Annotated in this window: 17 protein-coding genes and 1 tRNA gene; 8 read left to right on the top strand and 10 right to left on the bottom strand. The window is 50.3% G+C overall.

Annotated elements, in window-relative coordinates; genetic code table 11:
- Positions 1-66 precede the first annotated feature (66 nt).
- Both EZV61_RS01405 and EZV61_RS01400 read left to right on the top strand, forming a co-directional pair.
- Positions 67-978 (top strand): SPFH domain-containing protein, encoded by a 912-nt coding sequence (locus EZV61_RS01405; protein WP_130566241.1) that lies wholly within the window; start codon positions 67-69, stop codon positions 976-978.
- A gap of 2 nt (positions 979-980) precedes the next feature.
- The gene (locus EZV61_RS01400) at positions 981-1,448 is read left to right on the top strand and encodes an NfeD family protein (protein WP_114336931.1); all 468 of its coding nucleotides are present in this window, start codon (positions 981-983) and stop codon (positions 1,446-1,448) included.
- Here EZV61_RS01400 and EZV61_RS01395 read toward each other — a convergent pair.
- Positions 1,437-2,585, bottom strand: coding sequence for an HIT family protein (locus EZV61_RS01395; protein WP_130566240.1), 1,149 nt, complete (start codon positions 2,583-2,585; stop codon positions 1,437-1,439). The two genes, EZV61_RS01400 and EZV61_RS01395, sit on opposite strands and share 12 nt — an antisense overlap.
- A 113-nt stretch (positions 2,586-2,698) precedes the next feature.
- Between EZV61_RS01395 and ppgK the strand changes: the two genes are divergently transcribed.
- A complete protein-coding gene (gene ppgK, locus EZV61_RS01390) occupies positions 2,699-3,469 on the top strand; it encodes a polyphosphate--glucose phosphotransferase (protein WP_130566239.1) in 771 nt (256 codons plus the stop codon).
- On the opposite strand, the gene amrA is transcribed toward ppgK, so the two are convergent.
- On the bottom strand, positions 3,466-4,086 hold the full coding sequence (amrA, locus tag EZV61_RS01385) for an AmmeMemoRadiSam system protein A (protein WP_131414085.1): 621 nt from the start codon (positions 4,084-4,086) through the stop codon (positions 3,466-3,468). The two genes, ppgK and amrA, sit on opposite strands and share 4 nt — an antisense overlap.
- A complete protein-coding gene (gene amrB, locus EZV61_RS01380; RefSeq protein ID WP_131414084.1) occupies positions 4,058-4,846 on the bottom strand; it encodes an AmmeMemoRadiSam system protein B in 789 nt (262 codons plus the stop codon). Before amrB ends, amrA begins: the two co-directional genes overlap by 29 nt.
- 53 nt (positions 4,847-4,899) lie before the next feature.
- On the opposite strand from amrB, the gene amrS reads away from it, so the two are divergent.
- A complete protein-coding gene (gene amrS / locus EZV61_RS01375) occupies positions 4,900-5,988 on the top strand; it encodes an AmmeMemoRadiSam system radical SAM enzyme (protein WP_131414083.1) in 1,089 nt (362 codons plus the stop codon).
- Here the strand turns inward: amrS and EZV61_RS01370 are convergent.
- The 7 genes from EZV61_RS01370 to orn form a co-directional block, all read right to left on the bottom strand.
- Positions 5,978-6,673, bottom strand: a complete 696-nt coding sequence (locus EZV61_RS01370) for an aspartate/glutamate racemase family protein (protein ID WP_114336925.1) — start codon at positions 6,671-6,673, stop codon at positions 5,978-5,980. The two genes, amrS and EZV61_RS01370, sit on opposite strands and share 11 nt — an antisense overlap.
- A gap of 42 nt (positions 6,674-6,715) precedes the next feature.
- Complete coding sequence (locus EZV61_RS01365) at positions 6,716-7,213, bottom strand: GNAT family N-acetyltransferase (RefSeq protein WP_165569498.1); 498 nt, start codon at positions 7,211-7,213, stop codon at positions 6,716-6,718.
- Positions 7,214-7,226: 13 nt separating this feature from the next.
- Complete coding sequence (locus EZV61_RS01360; RefSeq protein ID WP_114336923.1) at positions 7,227-7,682, bottom strand: hypothetical protein; 456 nt, start codon at positions 7,680-7,682, stop codon at positions 7,227-7,229.
- A 77-nt stretch (positions 7,683-7,759) separates the two neighbouring features.
- Positions 7,760-8,236: an Hsp20/alpha crystallin family protein gene (locus EZV61_RS01355; protein WP_131414081.1), complete on the bottom strand. Its 477-nt coding sequence runs from the start codon at positions 8,234-8,236 to the stop codon at positions 7,760-7,762.
- Positions 8,237-8,365: 129 nt separating this feature from the next.
- The gene (gene glgC / locus EZV61_RS01350) at positions 8,366-9,661 is read right to left on the bottom strand and encodes a glucose-1-phosphate adenylyltransferase (RefSeq protein WP_325048489.1); all 1,296 of its coding nucleotides are present in this window, start codon (positions 9,659-9,661) and stop codon (positions 8,366-8,368) included.
- Between the two features lie 437 nt (positions 9,662-10,098).
- Positions 10,099-10,174, bottom strand: a tRNA-Gly gene (locus EZV61_RS01345).
- An 88-nt stretch (positions 10,175-10,262) separates the two neighbouring features.
- The gene (gene orn, locus EZV61_RS01340; protein ID WP_114336920.1) at positions 10,263-10,805 is read right to left on the bottom strand and encodes an oligoribonuclease; all 543 of its coding nucleotides are present in this window, start codon (positions 10,803-10,805) and stop codon (positions 10,263-10,265) included.
- Between the two features lie 111 nt (positions 10,806-10,916).
- Here orn and rsgA point away from each other — a divergent pair, with 111 nt between their 5' ends.
- The 4 genes from rsgA to EZV61_RS01320 all read left to right on the top strand — a co-directional run bounded on the left by rsgA (position 10,917) and on the right by EZV61_RS01320 (position 17,165).
- Positions 10,917-11,969 (top strand): small ribosomal subunit biogenesis GTPase RsgA, encoded by a 1,053-nt coding sequence (rsgA, locus tag EZV61_RS01335; RefSeq protein WP_131414688.1) that lies wholly within the window; start codon positions 10,917-10,919, stop codon positions 11,967-11,969.
- A 99-nt stretch (positions 11,970-12,068) separates the two neighbouring features.
- Positions 12,069-12,929 (top strand): archaetidylserine decarboxylase, encoded by an 861-nt coding sequence (gene asd / locus EZV61_RS01330; protein WP_131414080.1) that lies wholly within the window; start codon positions 12,069-12,071, stop codon positions 12,927-12,929.
- The gene (locus tag EZV61_RS01325) at positions 12,926-13,783 is read left to right on the top strand and encodes a DMT family transporter (RefSeq protein ID WP_131414079.1); all 858 of its coding nucleotides are present in this window, start codon (positions 12,926-12,928) and stop codon (positions 13,781-13,783) included. The genes asd and EZV61_RS01325 overlap by 4 nt, the downstream gene beginning before the upstream one ends.
- Before the next feature lie 121 nt (positions 13,784-13,904).
- The gene (locus tag EZV61_RS01320) at positions 13,905-17,165 is read left to right on the top strand and encodes a mechanosensitive ion channel domain-containing protein (RefSeq protein ID WP_131414078.1); all 3,261 of its coding nucleotides are present in this window, start codon (positions 13,905-13,907) and stop codon (positions 17,163-17,165) included.
- Positions 17,166-17,260 lie beyond the last annotated feature (95 nt).

Genomic DNA, 17,260 nt, shown 5'->3' with positions numbered 1-17,260 from the left:
TGTCACCAAAGCATAGATATACTAACGCCTGAACTTTGGGTTAAATAGAAAAGGAATCAGTCAGTTATGGATGCAAATCTTTTACCCTATATCATCGTCGCCTTGGCTGGCGTGGTGGTTTACTCCGGCGTAGTCACCGTCAGACAGGGCTTCAACTACACCATCGAGCGCTTTGGTAAATATACACGAACCTTAGCGCCGGGCTTTCACTTCGTCATTCCGTTTATCGACAAGATAGGTAAGCGCATCAATATGATGGAACAAGTGCTGGATATTCCTAGCCAAGAAGTTATCAGTGCTGATAACGCCATGGTACGTATCGATGCACTGTGCTTTTTCATGCCTGTGAATGCCGCCAAAGCCAGTTACGAAGTGAATGATCTGGAACATGCACTGCGTCAGCTCACCATGACAAACATTCGTACCGTGCTTGGCTCCATGGAACTGGATCGCATGCTGTCAGAACGGGACGAAATCAACTCTCGCCTATTAAGCGTGGTCGATGCCGCTGCCGCGCCATGGGGACTCAAAGTAAACCGTATCGAAATTAAAGATATCAATCCGCCACAGGATCTGGTGGAAGCGATGGCGAATCAGATGAAGGCCGAGCGTGAAAAGCGTGCCAACATCTTGGAAGCAGAAGGCTTTCGCCAAGCTGCTATTTTGAAAGCTGAAGGTGAAAAGCAGTCACAAATATTAGAAGCTGAAGGTCGCCGTGAAGCGGCATTCCGTGATGCGGAAGCGCGGGAACGTGAAGCCCAGGCCGAAGCAAAAGCCACCAAAGATGTGTCAGAGGCGATCGCAGCAGGTGATAACAACGCTCTTAATTACTTTGTCGCACAAAGTTATGTCGGTGCGATCGAAAAACTCGCGTCTGCAGACAACCAAAAAGTGCTGATACTGCCGACCGAAACCACGGGAATGCTTGGCGCACTGGATGGCATCAAAGAGCTACTCGGCAGTACCAAAGGAGGCTAAGGATGATGCCCATAATGGAATTTATGCAAACCATGGGACCGGAAGCATGGGCAATTCTTGGCATCACTTTAATTATTATTGAGGTGTTCGCGCCCAGCAGCTTTCTGCTTTGGCCCGGTTTATCTGCACTGACGGTGTCAGTCGGCATGTTGTTGTACCCACTTGCTTGGCAAGACCAATTCATCGTGTTTGCCGTATTGTCAGTTGTCATCACCTTAGTAGGGAGACGATTTTACAATCCGCAGCATATTATTAGCGATCAGCCTGAACTGAATATTGTCAGTAGTCGCTACATTGGTCACATCTATACGCTGGCAGAAGATAGCAACAATGGTCGTGGTCGCGTCAAGATCGGTGATTCTCTTTGGTTAGCAGAAATTGAGGGGGAGAAAAATCTCACCGCAGGCACACCAGTACAGGTGGTTGCTCAACGTGACACCGTATTGAAAGTGAAGGAGTTAGAGCCCTAGCCCTTCCCGCTGCATCACCTTCGTCAGCAGTTGCGCCGAATCTTCGGGGTGCTGCTGACAAATCCACATCCCCATCCGCTCAAACCCTCCCATCGCTTGGGTGATAGGAAAAAATTCAACATAAAGATCATTCCCCGGGCCAATATGCCAAGCATAGTTAAACGCGGGCTCACAGTTCAGGGCAGGCATCGCAGCACGCAATAGCTTGACCCCAAGCTGGACACCTCTGGTCATCGCGCTGAGCTGAGCAGCACTTAACTCATGCAAATAGCCTGTGCCGGTCGTTTTTAAGTGCAACATCATATGCAGCGGGCGGCGCATAAAATAGGGGATTAACAGCACCGCTTCACCGAGATCGGCAATAGTTAAATTAGCCGGATTTTCTGACAACAAAAAGTTGCTAAAGCTGCGCTGATGGCGACGTTGAAAACTCCAATCATGAAAGCTGCGCTGCGGCATGATATTGCAAAAGCTTATCTGCTGATGACCATGGCTTAGTGAAGCCCCTGCGGGAGCGCCAAAATTTTTGATGACCGACAGATGACCAAACTTATCAGCCAAAGCATCACTCGGCGGCATATAGCCTTCAGATGTCGTCAACAAGCGCTGCTCTAGTTCAGCGAGCCGTTGCACGGTAATCTCCAGATCCGCCAGCGGCATATTATGCCAATCCAGTTCATGAATAGAGCTGGTCCATTGCAGCAGATGCATGCCGTAAGTTGCCCGCCCATTACGCTCTGGATCTGGATAAAGGGGTTTATCTAATAACGATTCGTTCATCCGTTCGCAGGGAAACAGGATCGGATATAGGTTTTGCGAAATAAAAGTGAAGCCTTGTGACAGTGGCGTGTAGTCGACAAAGCGAGTTTCAATACCCTCGCAGATGGGACAACCTTCATGCTCATCGTGCTCCGTCAGCGCGACCTCTTCCAAATCATGATGACGCAATGCTCGTGAGGCATTATAAATCACCATATTGCCGTCGCGTGGATCCAGCTGACATAGCTGCTGCGGCACATGCCCTTCTATTTTTGGATCATCAGCCAACCAACTGCGTAATAACTCAGTATCCGCTTCCGCTAACGGCTTTGGCGGCAATAAATGACTGATCGTCTCGAAATCCAACTGTTTAGGCATATGTTTTTGGGACTTAATTACAATTCAACTCCTTAAATTTTTAGTACACTTTGCAGAAATAGGGGCTTATTTTAAATAATAAACAAGCCAAACTTAATCTGGAGAGGGCTGGGATGCAGGTTTTAGGCATAGATATCGGTGGTTCAGGCATTAAAGGCGCGGTAGTCGACTTGACCACAGGAGAGCTGGTCACCGAACGCCACCGGATCCCCACTCCGCAACCTGCCACGCCAGAACAAGTCGCCAACACAGTGGCTGAGCTGGTTGAGCACTTCGCCTGGAAAGGCCCCGTCGGTTGTGGTTTTCCCGCCGCGATCCAGCACGGTATTGCGCGTACCGCAGCAAATATCGACAAAAGCTTTATCGGCACCGATGTTGCCAAGCTGTTCAGTAACATAACAAAATGCCCCTGCTACGTACTCAACGATGCCGATGCCGCTGGCGTGACCGAGATGCACTTTGGTGCCGGCCGAGGGATCAAAGGTGTTGTACTGATGGTCACCATAGGCACCGGATTAGGCACAGCACTGTTCAGCGACGGTAAACTATTACCCAACACTGAACTAGGGCACATTCTGCTGGAAAATGGCCTTGAAGGTGAGCAGTATGCATCATCGGCTGTGCGCGAACGCGAAGAGTTAGGCTGGGGCAAGTGGGGTAAGCGTTTTAATACTTACCTGCAACAAATGGAAGCTCTGTTTTGGCCCGATATTATTCTTCTCGGTGGCGGTGCCAGTAAGAAATTTGAGAAATTCAGCGATAAAATTGAGGTCGATGCCTTGGTGACACCGGCAGCATCACTGAATCAGGCTGGGATCATCGGTGCCGCACTGTATGCTGCTGAACAGCACACCGGCGCAGATCTGACACAACTACCCGCCTAGCCGGGCACATCAATATCGCTAGCTGTGAGTGCCTGCATCAGTGCAGATTGACAGCTAGCAACTTCAAAGGTGCTCACTTTCATCTGTTCTGGCCAGCCATCAGCTGGCCAACCACCTTTTTGCAATAACGCCCGCAAAAACTGATCGGTAGAGGGTAGCTGATGCCATACCTGAGGCAAAAACACGGCTCTGCGCGCTCCCTGCTGTAACAGCACACCATCAATGTTGGGTCTTAGTTGATGGCATAACGCCTGATAATCCTCCGCCAAACAGGCCACTAAGGGCGACAACACAGAGACCTCCAGCGTTAACTCAGACAACTCATCACGCCCAACAGGGGCAAATCGTGGATCACGAAAAGCCGCATCATATGCATGCTCAATCAGATCTTGCCAAAGCGGTTGGATCGCCGACAAACCACCAATGCATCCGCGCAGCTGCTCAGCTTTGTGCAAAGTGACAAAACAGCAAGCATACTCTTGCAGCCAAGCTGCTGAAGGGAGCTCCAGAGGGCGCCAGCGCTGCGCGCTGTCGACCGCTGACTCGATCGCTTTTGCGGCCAGCCATAACAGTTGCCTTTGCTGATTCTCACGGAGCGTAAACGGCAAAGCTGGCATAACCGACCACCCTGTTTTTATCGCCTGTGCTATCGCCTGAATTACACTGTGCTAACAGGCTTATCTCTGCTTTCTGGCCTTGCAGCAACGCCATGAGCCCATTGATGGCACGACAACCACAGGCGTCAGCTCCCTGCAGCTGCATTGACTTACTTAAGATCTGAGCAACGGTTTGTTGATCATGCCGCTGCGCGATTGGGTAACTCTCGAAATGGCTGAGATCACTGCTAACTACGATCAAGCAGCTTGGATCATGCCAAAAAGGCTCCAGTAACGCCGCCAGCGTTGCAGCGGGGATCTCGCCGACCACCACAGGCACAATCTCAAACTTCTGCAAACTGAGCTGCAAAAACGGCAGCTGTACCTCTAATCCATGTTCCAAACGGTGGGCTTCATCATGCCATTCTGCCCACTCTGAGGTTGCCAGCAACGCCAATGCTGCACGGTCCAACAGCAGCTGCCCTAGTGGCGTCGAAAACAATTCACAAGTTGGCAAAGCTAAGCCGTGCAACGGCACCCTGTGGTTAGGCCCCAACAACAAGACAGTACGGATCTGTTGCGCCCGCCCTTTTAACTGTGCGTAGCCTGCCGCAGCGACTTCACCTGAATACTGATAGCCGGCATGGGGAACAATAAGCGCTTTAGGCATACGTTCAAGTTGCGGCGTATTCATTAACCAGCAAGCGATCTCAGCAGCCAAGAGATCACCGTCGTCCGGGTAAAAGCTGCCCGCATGGGCTGCTTCACGAACCGTCATCATTCCTCCGCCAGCAACTAAACTCTTCTATGAGTATATCTGTTACTGGGATAAATATGACGGCGCCCCCCTCAAGTGACTATCATCCGACCCAATATTGGCAGCTCATGCCAGACAAAAGGGTGCAATGTACTCTTTGCCCCAAGCTCTGCACTTTACGCGAGGGCAAGCGCGGTGCCTGCTACGTGCGCATGGCACATGCAGGGAAAATTGTGCTCACCAGCTATGGTCGCTCTAGCGGATTCTGCATCGACCCTATCGAAAAGAAACCGCTCAACCATTTCTACCCTGGCAGCTCAGTGCTTTCATTCGGTACCGCTGGCTGCAATTTAGGCTGTAAGTTTTGTCAGAACTGGGATATCAGCAAATCCAGAGAGATGGATACACTCGCCGCAACAGCCAATCCACAACAGATTGTTGCAGCAGCGACGCGTTACCAGTGCCGAAGTGTGGCTTTCACCTATAACGACCCGGTGATTTTTCTTGAGTACGCCACCGATGTCGCGCAAGCTTGTCGCGAACAACAAATTGAGGCTGTGGCCGTCTCCGCAGGCTATATCAACCCCCTACCCCGTGCGGATTTCTACCAAGCTATGAGCGCGGTGAATATCGACCTCAAAGCCTTTACTGAGCGCTTTTATCGCAAGCTATGCGCTGGCCACTTGGCGCCAGTGCTCGACACGCTGCTGTATCTCAAGCATGAAACTCAGGTGTGGCTGGAGATAACAAACCTAATCATCCCCGGAGAAAATGATTCTGCAGCGGAAATCACTGCGATGTGTGAGTGGCTAATCACCCATCTAGGCGCAGACGTGCCGCTACACTTCAGCGCTTTCCATCCAGACTTCAAAATGCGCGACACCCCAAGCACACCGAAGGAGGCACTGCTTGGTGCACGTGACATCGCCAAACAGATAGGGCTGCACCATGTCTACTTGGGTAATATTCATCACTCGCCCTCAGACAGCAGCTACTGCGCTAACTGCGGCGAGCGCCTGATCGAACGGGACTGGTATCAGTTGGGTGAATATAAGCTAACAGCCGATGGCTGCTGCCCCAAATGCCAAAGCCCACTGGCGGGCCGCTTTCACCATCACGCAGAACGTTTTGGTGCCAAGCGGATCCCCGTCAGCATCAAGGGTTAAGCATCCATTGCATAGCGTACTCCACATGCAGGAGGGTAGAGTCAAGTAATGGGATATGGTGAGTCTGTTCGCGCATTAGCATCGCTAGCTCGGTGCAACCTAACAGAATCGCCTGTGCACCCTGTTGCTCCAATGCATCAATGGTCAGCAATAGCTCGGCCTCGGATGCATCGCGGATCTCACCATGGCAAAGCTCTTTGAAAATAATATCGTGGATCAGCCTTTGAGTCCGCTGATCTGGCGTGATGACGTCGATACCATGTACCAACTCCAAGCGTTCACGGTAGAAAGGTTCTTCCATAGTGAAGCGGGTGCCCAGCAAACCAATCTTCTTAATCCCCATCTGCTTGGCTTTAACGGCAGTGATATCAATGATGTTTAGTACCGGGATCGACAACTGATTTTCCAGCTGTGGCGCCACCTTGTGGATCGAATTGCTACACAACAATAAACCTTCGGCTCCCGCTCGCTCCAACTTTTGCGACGCATGCAGGATCTTCTGACCCACCGCAGTCCAGTCTCCTTGCTCTTGCAACGTGGCTATTTCACGAAAATTGAAGCTGTATATCAAAGTGCTGGCGGAATTAAGACCACCTAAACGCTCATAGATCTCTTCATTCAAGGACTTATAGTAGATGGCTGTCGATTCCCAGCTCATTCCTCCTACCAAACCAATTGTTTTCAACTCAAACCTATCCTTACGTCCAGCGACGTCCTATTCTCAGCGTTAAACCCGATCAACCGGAATAGCTGCCAGCGATTTTCCATACCAAGTGTCACAGCCACCGTGGCCAGTGCACCCCTTAGGTTGTTGCAAACGACGATAACCTTGGTGCAAATACAACACATTTGCTGCCGCCATACTGGCCAAAGTCTCCAAATAACAATAGCAGTAATGTTGCGCAGCCCACTCCTCTAAACGCACTAACAATTGCCGCCCCCAGCCGAATCCTCGGCCTGCAGCAGCTAAATACATTTTTTGCAGCTCACAAACGCCATCATCGTTCCCTGCCAGCGGGCCGATGCCTCCGCCCCCCAGCAGCACACCATCCTGCTCAATCACCAGATAGTGACATTTTTCATCTTGATAAGTCTGATACATCTGATCCAGTGACGGATCTTGCCATGCAAAGCCCGGCTGATTGGCACCAAATTCAGTTAATACACGACGAATAACGGCTGCTAAGGCAACATTATCCCTAGCTTCAATCTCACGAATAATCACAATCTAGCCATCACTACATATCATCCATTCTTGCGACGCCATGCACCATACGTCGTTGACGCTCCTGCTCATGGCCGATCAAATTGAGCAGTAGCTCCTCAGTCTCTGTAGACACAGCGTTTGGCACCTGCTGTGATAGCAAAGCCATCAGCTCGTTGTCGAATTTAAGCACCAGCTTCAGTAACTGATGCTCATCAATATCTTCTGCCAGTTGGTAGGCCTGTAGCCGCTCCAATAAATCGGTTTCCCCGGTGTTTTCGAACCAAGTATCCAAAGCTGCCGCAGGCGCTAACTCCATATATTCAACCAGTGCTTGCTGCTGCTCACGCTCTTTACTGGCAAGAAACTGCAATAACAGCTGGCTGCGGGGGTTCTTTAAGTCAGGCAGCCAGGATTGATATCTGTTCGCCAATGCCAAGCGTGCTTCAGCGACAAACGCCAAGAGTTCTCGAGCTTGCTTAAAACGCATATAGCCTCCTCAGCCCTGCCCTGTTATTGCCTGAGGCAGGTACAAAAAGGGCCCGCATCGCGAGCCCTTTCACTGGGTTAATCGGCAAACTTAATGCCAATATCCTGATGTTGGTCTCTGGCTTCCGCACTCTTGGGGAGCACTACTTTTAGCACCCCTTTACGATATTCAGCACAGATCCCTTCTCTGTTAATGGCTGCATGAAGCGGTATCCGGCGCTCAAAATGCCCGTAGAAGCGCTCCTGTAGATGGTAACCTCGGGGATCCTCTTCTTCATCCCGCGCCAACTGCTTTTCTCCCTTAAGGATCAGCTGATCACCATCAAACTGCAGCTGAATATCCTGTTCTTTGATATCGGGTAACTCGGCCGTGACCACAATCTGGTCATCTTTCTCAACGACATCGACGGCAGGTGCGTTCCAATCTGCCATTCCATGTTGAGCCCATGTTAGGCCAGTCCCTGAAAACTCATCAAACAGACTATTTATACGTTGCTGCAATGTGTCCACTGGCATCGACTTATCGCCAAACAGAGATGGAAAAAGCGGTTTCATAACGCCTCCTCCTCACCATTCAGTGAGTAAACACCTACACATCAGAGGCCACAGACTACTTGGCCTCACTCTTAATATAGCGCGGCAGCTGCACCGCGATAGTGCAATTAGACTTGGCAATGATCGGGATCAAGAATCAGTTTTTGCTTGTTCACGCTGCCACGCATCGATCATTTCTGGCACCACCACAACGACGCCATTGCGGCTGACATAAAACCGCTTTGCATCTAGAACCAAGTCTTCTCCAATCACCATGCCATCAGGGATCTCGCAGCGCTCGGCGATCACGGCTCTGCGAATACGGCAATGCCGTCCAACTTGTACCGACGGCATTAACACGGCGTCCTCAACACTGGAGCCCTGCTCAACCGTCACTTTGTATGAGAGTAAGGAACGCTTAACCACGCCCCCAGAGATAATACAGCCAGCTGAAACCATGCTGTTTAGCGCCATGCCACAATACTTTTCATCCTCAAACACAAACTTGGCGGCAGGAAGCTGCTCTTGATAGGTCCAGATAGGCCAACGCTCATCATACAAATTAAGTTCAGGGTCAATGTTCACCAGGTCCATACTGGCCTGGTAATATTCATCAATGTTCCCTACATCTTTCCAATACGGCTGTACCGATGCGCTATCATCCTCGTAGCAATAAGCGTAGGTATTATGATGAGCCACACACTTAGGGATAATATCCATACCAAAGTCGTGGCTTGAATGAGGATTACTGCCATCGGCCATCAGCATTTTTTCTAGAAACGCCATCTCAATTACATAGATACCCATGCTGGCTAACGTCATATCTTCCCGTCCAGGCATAGGTGTTGGCTGTTCCGGCTTTTCAACAAATTCGGTAATACGATGATTGTCATCAATCGACATCACACCAAACTCAGCGCCCCGCTCTTTTGGCACAGGAATACAGCCGATGGTGATATCTGCACCGGTTTCCACATGCTGGGAGAGCAGCAAGGTGTAATCCATCTTATATACATGATCGCCACCGAGAATAAGCACGCGTTCAGGTCGTTGGTCGCGCAGAAAACTCAGATTTTGATAGATCGCATCTGCCGTCCCGCGATACCAACTGGTACCGATCTGCTGCTGCGCCGGAATGATATTAACAAACTCGCCAAACTCACCGCGAAAGTGACCCCAAGCGCGCTGCAAATGGATAATCAGTTCTGAAGCCTTGTATTGCGTCAGCACACCGATACGCCTGATACCGGAATTCACGCAGTTAGATAGGGTAAAGTCGATGATGCGATATTTACCGCCAAAAGGTGTAGCGGGCTTGGCACGGGCACGGGTCAAGTGCATTAAGCGCTCGCCACGACCACCAGCTAAAATCATCGCCAGTGTTGAGCGAGTTAACTCATTGACATAATTTCCCGGGATCCGAGAAGAGGGCATTCCGTTTTTCACCGTTCCTTTCCGCTTCGACAGCTTAACGACACTTCACAATCTAGTTGCTTAGTGCAAAGCAAGCGATAGCCAATGGTAAAAAAATATTGAAAAATCGATGTTTATAACGAAATAAGCCCGCAGTTGCCGGAATATTAATCGCCAACCGCGACAGCCACAGAACAATTGGCGCAGATTAACCAGCTAGAGCCGCTTCTGATGGTCTTAATGAACACAGCAATGGTCTAGTCGACCATCAAAAATATACTGCGGGTGCAGTCAATCAAGACAACGAGCTTGATTCAAGCGCTTGCTTGTCAGCTCAACGCTTGCTGAAAATACCAATGGTGAACAATAAATCGATGCTCGCGAAAAGCGATCGGACGCAGCTTCAGAAGATAGCGAATATCGAATAGCAAGAAACGAAAAATGAGAATAATGAAAAAATAGAGGAAAATTGGAGCGGCACACGAGGTTCGAACTCGTGACCTCGACCTTGGCAAGGTCGCGCTCTACCAGCTGAGCTAGTGCCGCTTATCAACGTGCTTTGCGGAGGTCATTCCCACAAGGCGAGCCGCATTTTACAAAATTAAGAGGGCAATGCAAGCCCAGATGCCAATTTTCACTTAAAGAAGTGCGCTCGATAGTACTTCAACTCTGCAATTGACTCGCGAATATCATCAAGCGCCAGATGCGTACCTTGCTTGGTAAAACCAGTCAATAACTCCGGCGTCCAGCGCCGACAAAGCTCTTTAATAGTACTGACATCGATATTGCGATAATGGAAGAACGTTTCTAATTCAGGCATATAGGCGTCTAAAAAGCGGCGATCCTGGCCAATGCTGTTACCGCACATCGGTGACTTGCCAGCGGGCACCCATTGCTTGAGAAATGCCAGCGTTTGCTCGATGGCGTCTTGCTCAGTGACCTTACTGGCTCGAACACGCTCCACTAGGCCACTATTGGTGTGGGTTGTCGTGCACCACTCATCCATTGCCGCCAGCGCTTCCTCCGGTTGGTGGATCGCCAGCACAGGACCTTCTGCCAAGATGTTCAACTCCTTGTCAGTGACAATGGTCGCCATCTCGATTATCACGTCATTACGCGGATCTAAGCCTGTCATTTCCAGGTCAACCCACACCAGATTATCTTCGCTGACTACCATCTCTATCCCCTGCTAGCTGCCCCACAACGAATGATGCGGTCATCGCAGCCCTAAATGCAGTATCATACTGGTAATTTGCAAAACCCCCAACCCGGACACTGGATAGAGTTTGTGGCTAAAAAGAAGAAACTGACCAAAGGGCAGATCCGCAGAGTTCGCGCAAATCAAAAGCGCCGTCTCGACAAAGCTGAGGGCTCCTTAGATTCAGCACTGCCAGAAGATGACCAACTCGATACGCCACAAACCGGCGTGATCGTCAGCCGCTTTGGTCAGCACTGTGACGTTGAAAGTGAAGACGGCAAGATCCGACGCTGCAACAGTCGCCGCACCATAGAAAGCCTGGTCACCGGTGACAAGGTGATCTGGCGCGCCTATAAGCAAGCAGATGAATCCAGTGGTTTAGGTGGCGTTGTCGAAGTGGTACAACCCCGAACCAGCGAACTGTGCCGTCCCGATTTCTACGATGGCCTAAAGCCCGTCGCAGCCAATATCGATCAGATCCTAATTGTCACCTCCGTGTTGCCGGCATTTTCCAGTCAGATCATTGATCGTTATCTGGTGGCTTCAGAAAATATCGAGATCGAGCCGGTCATTGTGCTGAATAAAACCGATCTATTGGATGATGCAACGCGGCAAGAGATAGCGCCAGTATTGGAGAATTATCGCAAACTGGGTTACCGAGTTTTAGAAGCCAGCAGCCTCACCTTTGAAGGCTTAGAGCCGATCAGAACCGCCCTCATCGACCGTATCAGTGTGTTTGTTGGTCAGTCCGGTGTCGGGAAATCATCGCTGATCAATTCACTGCTGCCAGAAGCGGAAGAGGTGATCGGTGATGTATCCAGTAATTCAGGCTTAGGCCAACACACCACCACTGCGGCCAAATTATTACACCTACCGGGCGGAGGCGATTTAATTGACTCACCTGGGGTGCGTGAGTTTGCCTTATGGCATCTAGATCCTGAGCGGGTGACCTGGTGCTTTAGAGAACTTAGAGAGCTGATTGGCGGTTGCCGCTTCAGAGACTGTAAACACGGTGACGATCCTGGCTGTATTATTCGCGAGAAAGTGGAACTCGGCGAGATTAGCCAACTAAGATATGACAACTATCATCATATCTTAACCACCATGGACAGTGACAAACCGAAGCGACAGCGTCCTTTATAGGCGCAGCCATAACCGAGCTGCGATGACAGTCAACGGCTGATGGTCTAAAATGCCGCAGCACTGCACCAAGAAATTTATTTATTTTTAAGTGAGAACAACGTGTTAGATAAACTAAAAGTCGCCTTACAGTACTGTTTCCCACAACATGGTTTATCCCGCTTAGTCGGTTGGATAGCCGCCGCAGAAGCGGGCAAGGTCACCACAGCGTTTATCCGTTGGTTTATCGGCAAGTATCAGGTCAACATGTCGGAAGCGCTGGAATCGGCACCCGAAGCCTACAGTAGCTTTAATCAGTTCTTCACTCGCCCTTTAAAAGAGGGTGTCCGTCCTCTCGATGAAAACAGCCACTCATTGGTACACCCTGTCGATGGTACCGTCAGCCAGTTGGGCCCAATTGAAGAGGGGCGAATTTTCCAGGCCAAAGGGTTCCACTATACGAGTACTGCACTGCTTGGCGGCGATCCCACCACCGCCGAACCATTTAATCAGGGTGACTTCGCTACCATCTATCTTGCTCCGCGTGACTATCATCGTATGCACATGCCGCTCGACGGCACACTCAAAGAGATGATCTACGTGCCGGGTAAACTGTTCTCGGTAAACCCACTGACCGCAGAAAATGTCCCTGAATTGTTTGCGCGTAATGAGCGTGTTGTTGCGATTTTTGATACCGAAATTGGCCCGATGGCGATGGTATTGGTCGGCGCCACCATCGTTGCCAGCATCGAAACCGTTTGGGCTGGCACCGTCACGCCTCCAGCAGGCAAGCAAGTATTCCGTTGGACCTATCCCGCAGAGGGCAACGAAGCAGTGAAGCTTAAACGCGGCGAAGAGATGGGCCGCTTCAAGCTTGGTTCTACCGTGGTGATGCTATTCGGCAAAGACGCCATTAACTTCAACCCAGAGCTTGAAAATGGTGTGGTGACACGTATGGGCGAGGCGATGGCCAGCCGCAAATGACCGACAGTGGTCGCAGCTTATGCTACCTGCATGGATCGGTACTGCTGTTTGGCGGTACCGCCCTGTTCGCCAAGTTAATACCACTACCCGCGCTTGAAATAACGGTTTTTCGCTGTGTAGTCGCCGCCCTTTTTCTTGCCAGTTTTCTGCTCGTTTCAGGTAAAAAACTGCGCTTGGCCTGCGGTAAAGACTATCTGATCGCGGTGTTCCTTGGGGTGTTGGTGGGTTTCCATTGGGTAACCTATTTTGCCGCCATGCAACTGGCCGGCATTGCCATCGGCATGATCGCACTATTTAGCTTCCCGGTGATGACCGTGGTATTGGAACCACTGTTTAACAAACAGTTACCGCACAAGGCCGATCTGTTTGCCGCCGTCGCTGTTCTCGCTGGCATTGTTTTAATGGTTCCCGCTCCATCATTCGGTAATGAAGTGACGCTGGGGATTGCCACGGGACTGTTTTCAGCACTGCTATACACGTTACGCAATATTTTTCATAAACGTCTGTTTAGTCGCTATAGCGGCCCTCAGGCAATGAGCTACCAAACTGCTGTTGCCGCCATCATCTTGTCGGTACTGCTTGAGATCCCGCCCACGGATGTGAGCCCCCATAGTTGGATGTTATTAGCACTCTTGGGCATCGTATTTACCGCTATGCCCCATGCGATGGTGGCAGAAAGCCTGCGTAAGTTACCTGCAAAAACCGTCGGCTTAGTCTCCTGTCTGCAACCACTTTATGGCACCCTTGCAGCCATCTGGATATTGAATGAGTATCCATCGCTCACCACGGTCATAGGTGGCAGCATTGTGATCAGTGCTGCGATTTGGGAAACCTGGCGCGCCCAGCGCCGTTAAAACAGCCCCCCGTCACCACCAGCACCGTATCCTCGGAATAATATTCATCAGCAAACAAAGACTTGCCTGTTATGCGGCGCTGCACCTAGGATAAAGAGATAACAATAAGGATCTCTTATTTATGCGCTTTCTAGTTCTCACTCTGAGCCTATTGCTTTGCAGTCATCTGTCTTTCGCCGCGGGGGATAAAACCGACATCCCTGACGCTACCGAACTGGAAGCCAAATTAGCGGCACTGAATACCGAAAGTTCCCCGGAGCTGGCGCGTCTCTATGAGAGTATTTTATCGGAACTCAGATTGACCCATGATGCTGAAGAGACGCGATCGCGTTATCAGAAAATTATCGATAACTATGCCGACCTAAGCAATCAACGAGCAGCCGAATTCACTCAATTACAAAAGCAGAAGCAGGCCGCCGCGCCCAAGGATGACAGTAAATTAGAGCTACTGATTTCGCAAAAAGATGCCGAGTTAGTCCAAGAGCAGAGTCGGCTGAGCGCCTTAGACCAACGTATTACACGCATAAATCAACGCATCCCCTTGATCCCGCAAGATATCGACAAGCTGAAAACCGAACAACGCGCATTAAGGCAACAACTCAGTAAAGCCCCTGCCGCCAGTACAGCGAAAGAGGGGGAAGCCCAACAGTGGCTCGTCATCGCTAAAATCAATCGTGTTGCCGCCGCGGTACAGGCGTTAGAGATTGAGCAGCTTAGTAGCAACAACCGTCTTGAACTCTACCGTCTAGAGCGTGAATGGGTGTCACTGAAGCAAGACCAGCTCAATCAACAGCTCAACGAGTGGCGAGAGCGATTAAGTAAACAGCGACGCGCAGACACAGCCGAACTGGTTGAAGCTGCAAAGCAGGGAGCAGAATCTCAGTTACAGGAGCAAGACCCACTACTCACCGAGCAAGCAGCGAAAAACGAAGAGTGGGCAACTCACCTCACCAACCTAACCGAGCTAATCGAGCACACCTCCAGCTTACGCACTCAGACCGCCGCAGCATCTAACGAGTTGATGCAAGAGCGCTCGTTACTACAGGAACAGCTCGGCTTAAGTGACATGGGTGCCGCATTAGGTGAACGATTACTGGGTCAATATGAATCCCTCAATCAGGTTAAACCCGATACCACACTTGAAGAGCGTATCGCTAAGGCACGCGTATGGCGTTTCCGTTATCGAGAACAAGCCGACCTACTGAAAGACAGAAGCGGTCTGATACAATCGCTATTGGCCGAGCAAAAAACCTTACTCACCCCTGCGAAGCGCGAGCGGTTAAACAAGCTACTGGATACCCGTGAGCAACTCGTCAACCAACTCACAAACCTGCAAGAAAAATATATTCTCGAGCTGGCAAAGTATCAGGGCGAAGAGAAACAACGCCTGGCAAATGCCGAGGCTTTGCGAGAACTGATCAGCCAGCACCTATTATGGGTGGCCAATGCCAAACCGATCAGCTTTGGATGGCTTATCAGTGCCATTAAAAGTGTCCCACGCTTTGCCGATCAGGGTATTTGGATCGATATAAAGCTCGCCGCCCAAAGCTCACCGTTGAAACTGAGTCTGTTTATTGCCATCTGTTTGCTGACCTTCTTGCTGCACAACACCAAACGACGTTATCTGCAACAAGAGATCTCCGGGCTAGCGAAACCGGTTGGGCGTGTTACCCAAGATGACATCAGCTACACGCTGAAAGCGCTGGCATGGAGCTTCTTCGCCGCCGCCATCTACCTACTGCCCCTGCTCGGACTCGCTTGGCTGTTCCACATACCTCCATGGGAACACCCCCATGCATCTGCGGTAGGCAGTTCAGCCCAAAGTACCTCCTACACTCTAATGGTCGTGCTACTTATTCATCATCTATGCCGCCCAGACGGCGTACTTTGTTGTCATTTTGGCCGCAATGTTAAGGTCACCAGCGCTTTTGCCAAGGTTATTTACCAGTTTGGTATGGTCTATATCCCCATCGCTGCAATCTCCTCATTCAGTAACCACTTTAGCGATCCGTTGATCAATGCCGGGCTGGGTAGAATGCTGTTTATGGTGATGTGTTTGTTGCTTATCGTTATGCTGCAACGCGTTACCTACGTTTATCTGCAACACGTCAACTTCTCTTCGCAACAAAAGAAATGGTTCACACTGTTCCGCTGGACGCTAATTTGTGTTCCATTCGCCGCATTCATCGCCTCGTTTAGTGGTTACTACTATTCCGGTCGCGTATTGCTAAGCTTGGTGGCCGACTCGCTAATTATCAGTAGTGGATTTTGGCTAATCTATTTAGTTGCCTACCGCTTTATGGCCATCCAGGAACGCCGAGTGGCCTATGAACGAGCCAAGGCGAAACGTGCAGAACTGATTGCGCAACGCGAGAAAGAGCAAAATCAGGAAGACACCAGTGTTGATAAAACGATTGAACTGGAAGAGTACGAAGTAGACGTTGATCAACTCAAAGCGCAAGCGCTGCGCTTAATTCGCACCAGTTTACTGCTGGGCCTCGCATTCGTGCTGATGGCCGTATGGAGTGATGTGCTGTCTGCCCTAACCTGGCTGGACGACATTGTGGCTTGGCAAACGCAAAGCGGCGATATCACCGTGGATATCACCTTGAAAAAGATGCTGACCGGGGCGATCACCCTGATCATGACCTTTATTATTGCCCGCAACCTGCCTAGTTTAATAGAGCTGGCCATCTTACAACGTTTAACATTGGAGCCCGGCGTCGGCTTTGCCATCTCCACCCTCACCCGTTATGGCGCAACGCTCATTGGTTTGCTCTGGGGCTTTAGTATTATTGGCTTTGAATGGTCTAAATTGCAGTGGCTAGTTGCCGCACTGGGTGTTGGCTTGGGCTTCGGCCTGCAAGAGATATTCGCCAATATGGTCTCAGGTCTGATCATCCTGTTTGAACGTCCTATTCGACCAGGGGATACCGTCACTATTGATAACCTCAGTGGTACGGTGAGTAAAATTCATATCCGTGCCACAACTATTGTTGACTGGGATAGAAAAGAGATCGTTATCCCTAATAAGACCTTTATTACTCAACAATTTATCAACTGGTCGCTCAGCGATGGCATCACCCGCGTGGTGCTTAAAGTCGGGGTCGCCTATGGTTCAGATGTTGATTTAGTGGAAAGACTGCTGCGTGAAACGACGCAAGAGTGTGCCAATGTATTAGACACACCTGAGCCCAGCGTGTTTTTCCTTGGCTTCGGTAACAGTACCTTGGACTTTGAAGTGCGTGTATTTACCTCTGAATTGGGTCAACGCCTACCGGTCACTCATCGTATGCACCAGCTGATTAACGCCAAGTTTAATGACCATGGCGTGACTATCGCCTTCCCGCAACTCGATGTGCATATGTTTCGAGGTAAATAGTCTTAGAAAGTCAGTGATTGATAGTGATCAAAGGGCAGGCAGATAACTGCCTGCCAGCTCAATTGGCAACAAGAATGCCGATCATTTCAACAGTT

Origin of the sequence: Corallincola luteus (assembly GCF_004336975.1) — a bacterium.
Classification (GTDB): domain Bacteria; phylum Pseudomonadota; class Gammaproteobacteria; order Enterobacterales; family Neiellaceae; genus Corallincola; species Corallincola holothuriorum.
This window is presented reverse-complemented; position numbering and strand designations above follow the sequence as displayed.

Coding starts and splice junctions, on each gene's coding strand:
- EZV61_RS01405 (WP_130566241.1), top strand. CDS start 67: ATGGATGCAAATCTTTTACCCTATATCATCGTCGCCTTGGCTGGCGTG.
- EZV61_RS01400 (WP_114336931.1), top strand. CDS start 981: ATGATGCCCATAATGGAATTTATGCAAACCATGGGACCGGAAGCATGG.
- EZV61_RS01395 (WP_130566240.1), bottom strand. CDS start 2,585: ATGCCTAAACAGTTGGATTTCGAGACGATCAGTCATTTATTGCCGCCA.
- ppgK (WP_130566239.1), top strand. CDS start 2,699: ATGCAGGTTTTAGGCATAGATATCGGTGGTTCAGGCATTAAAGGCGCG.
- amrA (WP_131414085.1), bottom strand. CDS start 4,086: ATGCCAGCTTTGCCGTTTACGCTCCGTGAGAATCAGCAAAGGCAACTG.
- amrB (WP_131414084.1), bottom strand. CDS start 4,846: ATGATGACGGTTCGTGAAGCAGCCCATGCGGGCAGCTTTTACCCGGAC.
- amrS (WP_131414083.1), top strand. CDS start 4,900: ATGACGGCGCCCCCCTCAAGTGACTATCATCCGACCCAATATTGGCAG.
- EZV61_RS01360 (WP_114336923.1), bottom strand. CDS start 7,682: ATGCGTTTTAAGCAAGCTCGAGAACTCTTGGCGTTTGTCGCTGAAGCA.
- EZV61_RS01355 (WP_131414081.1), bottom strand. CDS start 8,236: ATGAAACCGCTTTTTCCATCTCTGTTTGGCGATAAGTCGATGCCAGTG.
- orn (WP_114336920.1), bottom strand. CDS start 10,805: ATGGTAGTCAGCGAAGATAATCTGGTGTGGGTTGACCTGGAAATGACA.
- EZV61_RS01325 (WP_131414079.1), top strand. CDS start 12,926: ATGACCGACAGTGGTCGCAGCTTATGCTACCTGCATGGATCGGTACTG.
- EZV61_RS01320 (WP_131414078.1), top strand. CDS start 13,905: ATGCGCTTTCTAGTTCTCACTCTGAGCCTATTGCTTTGCAGTCATCTG.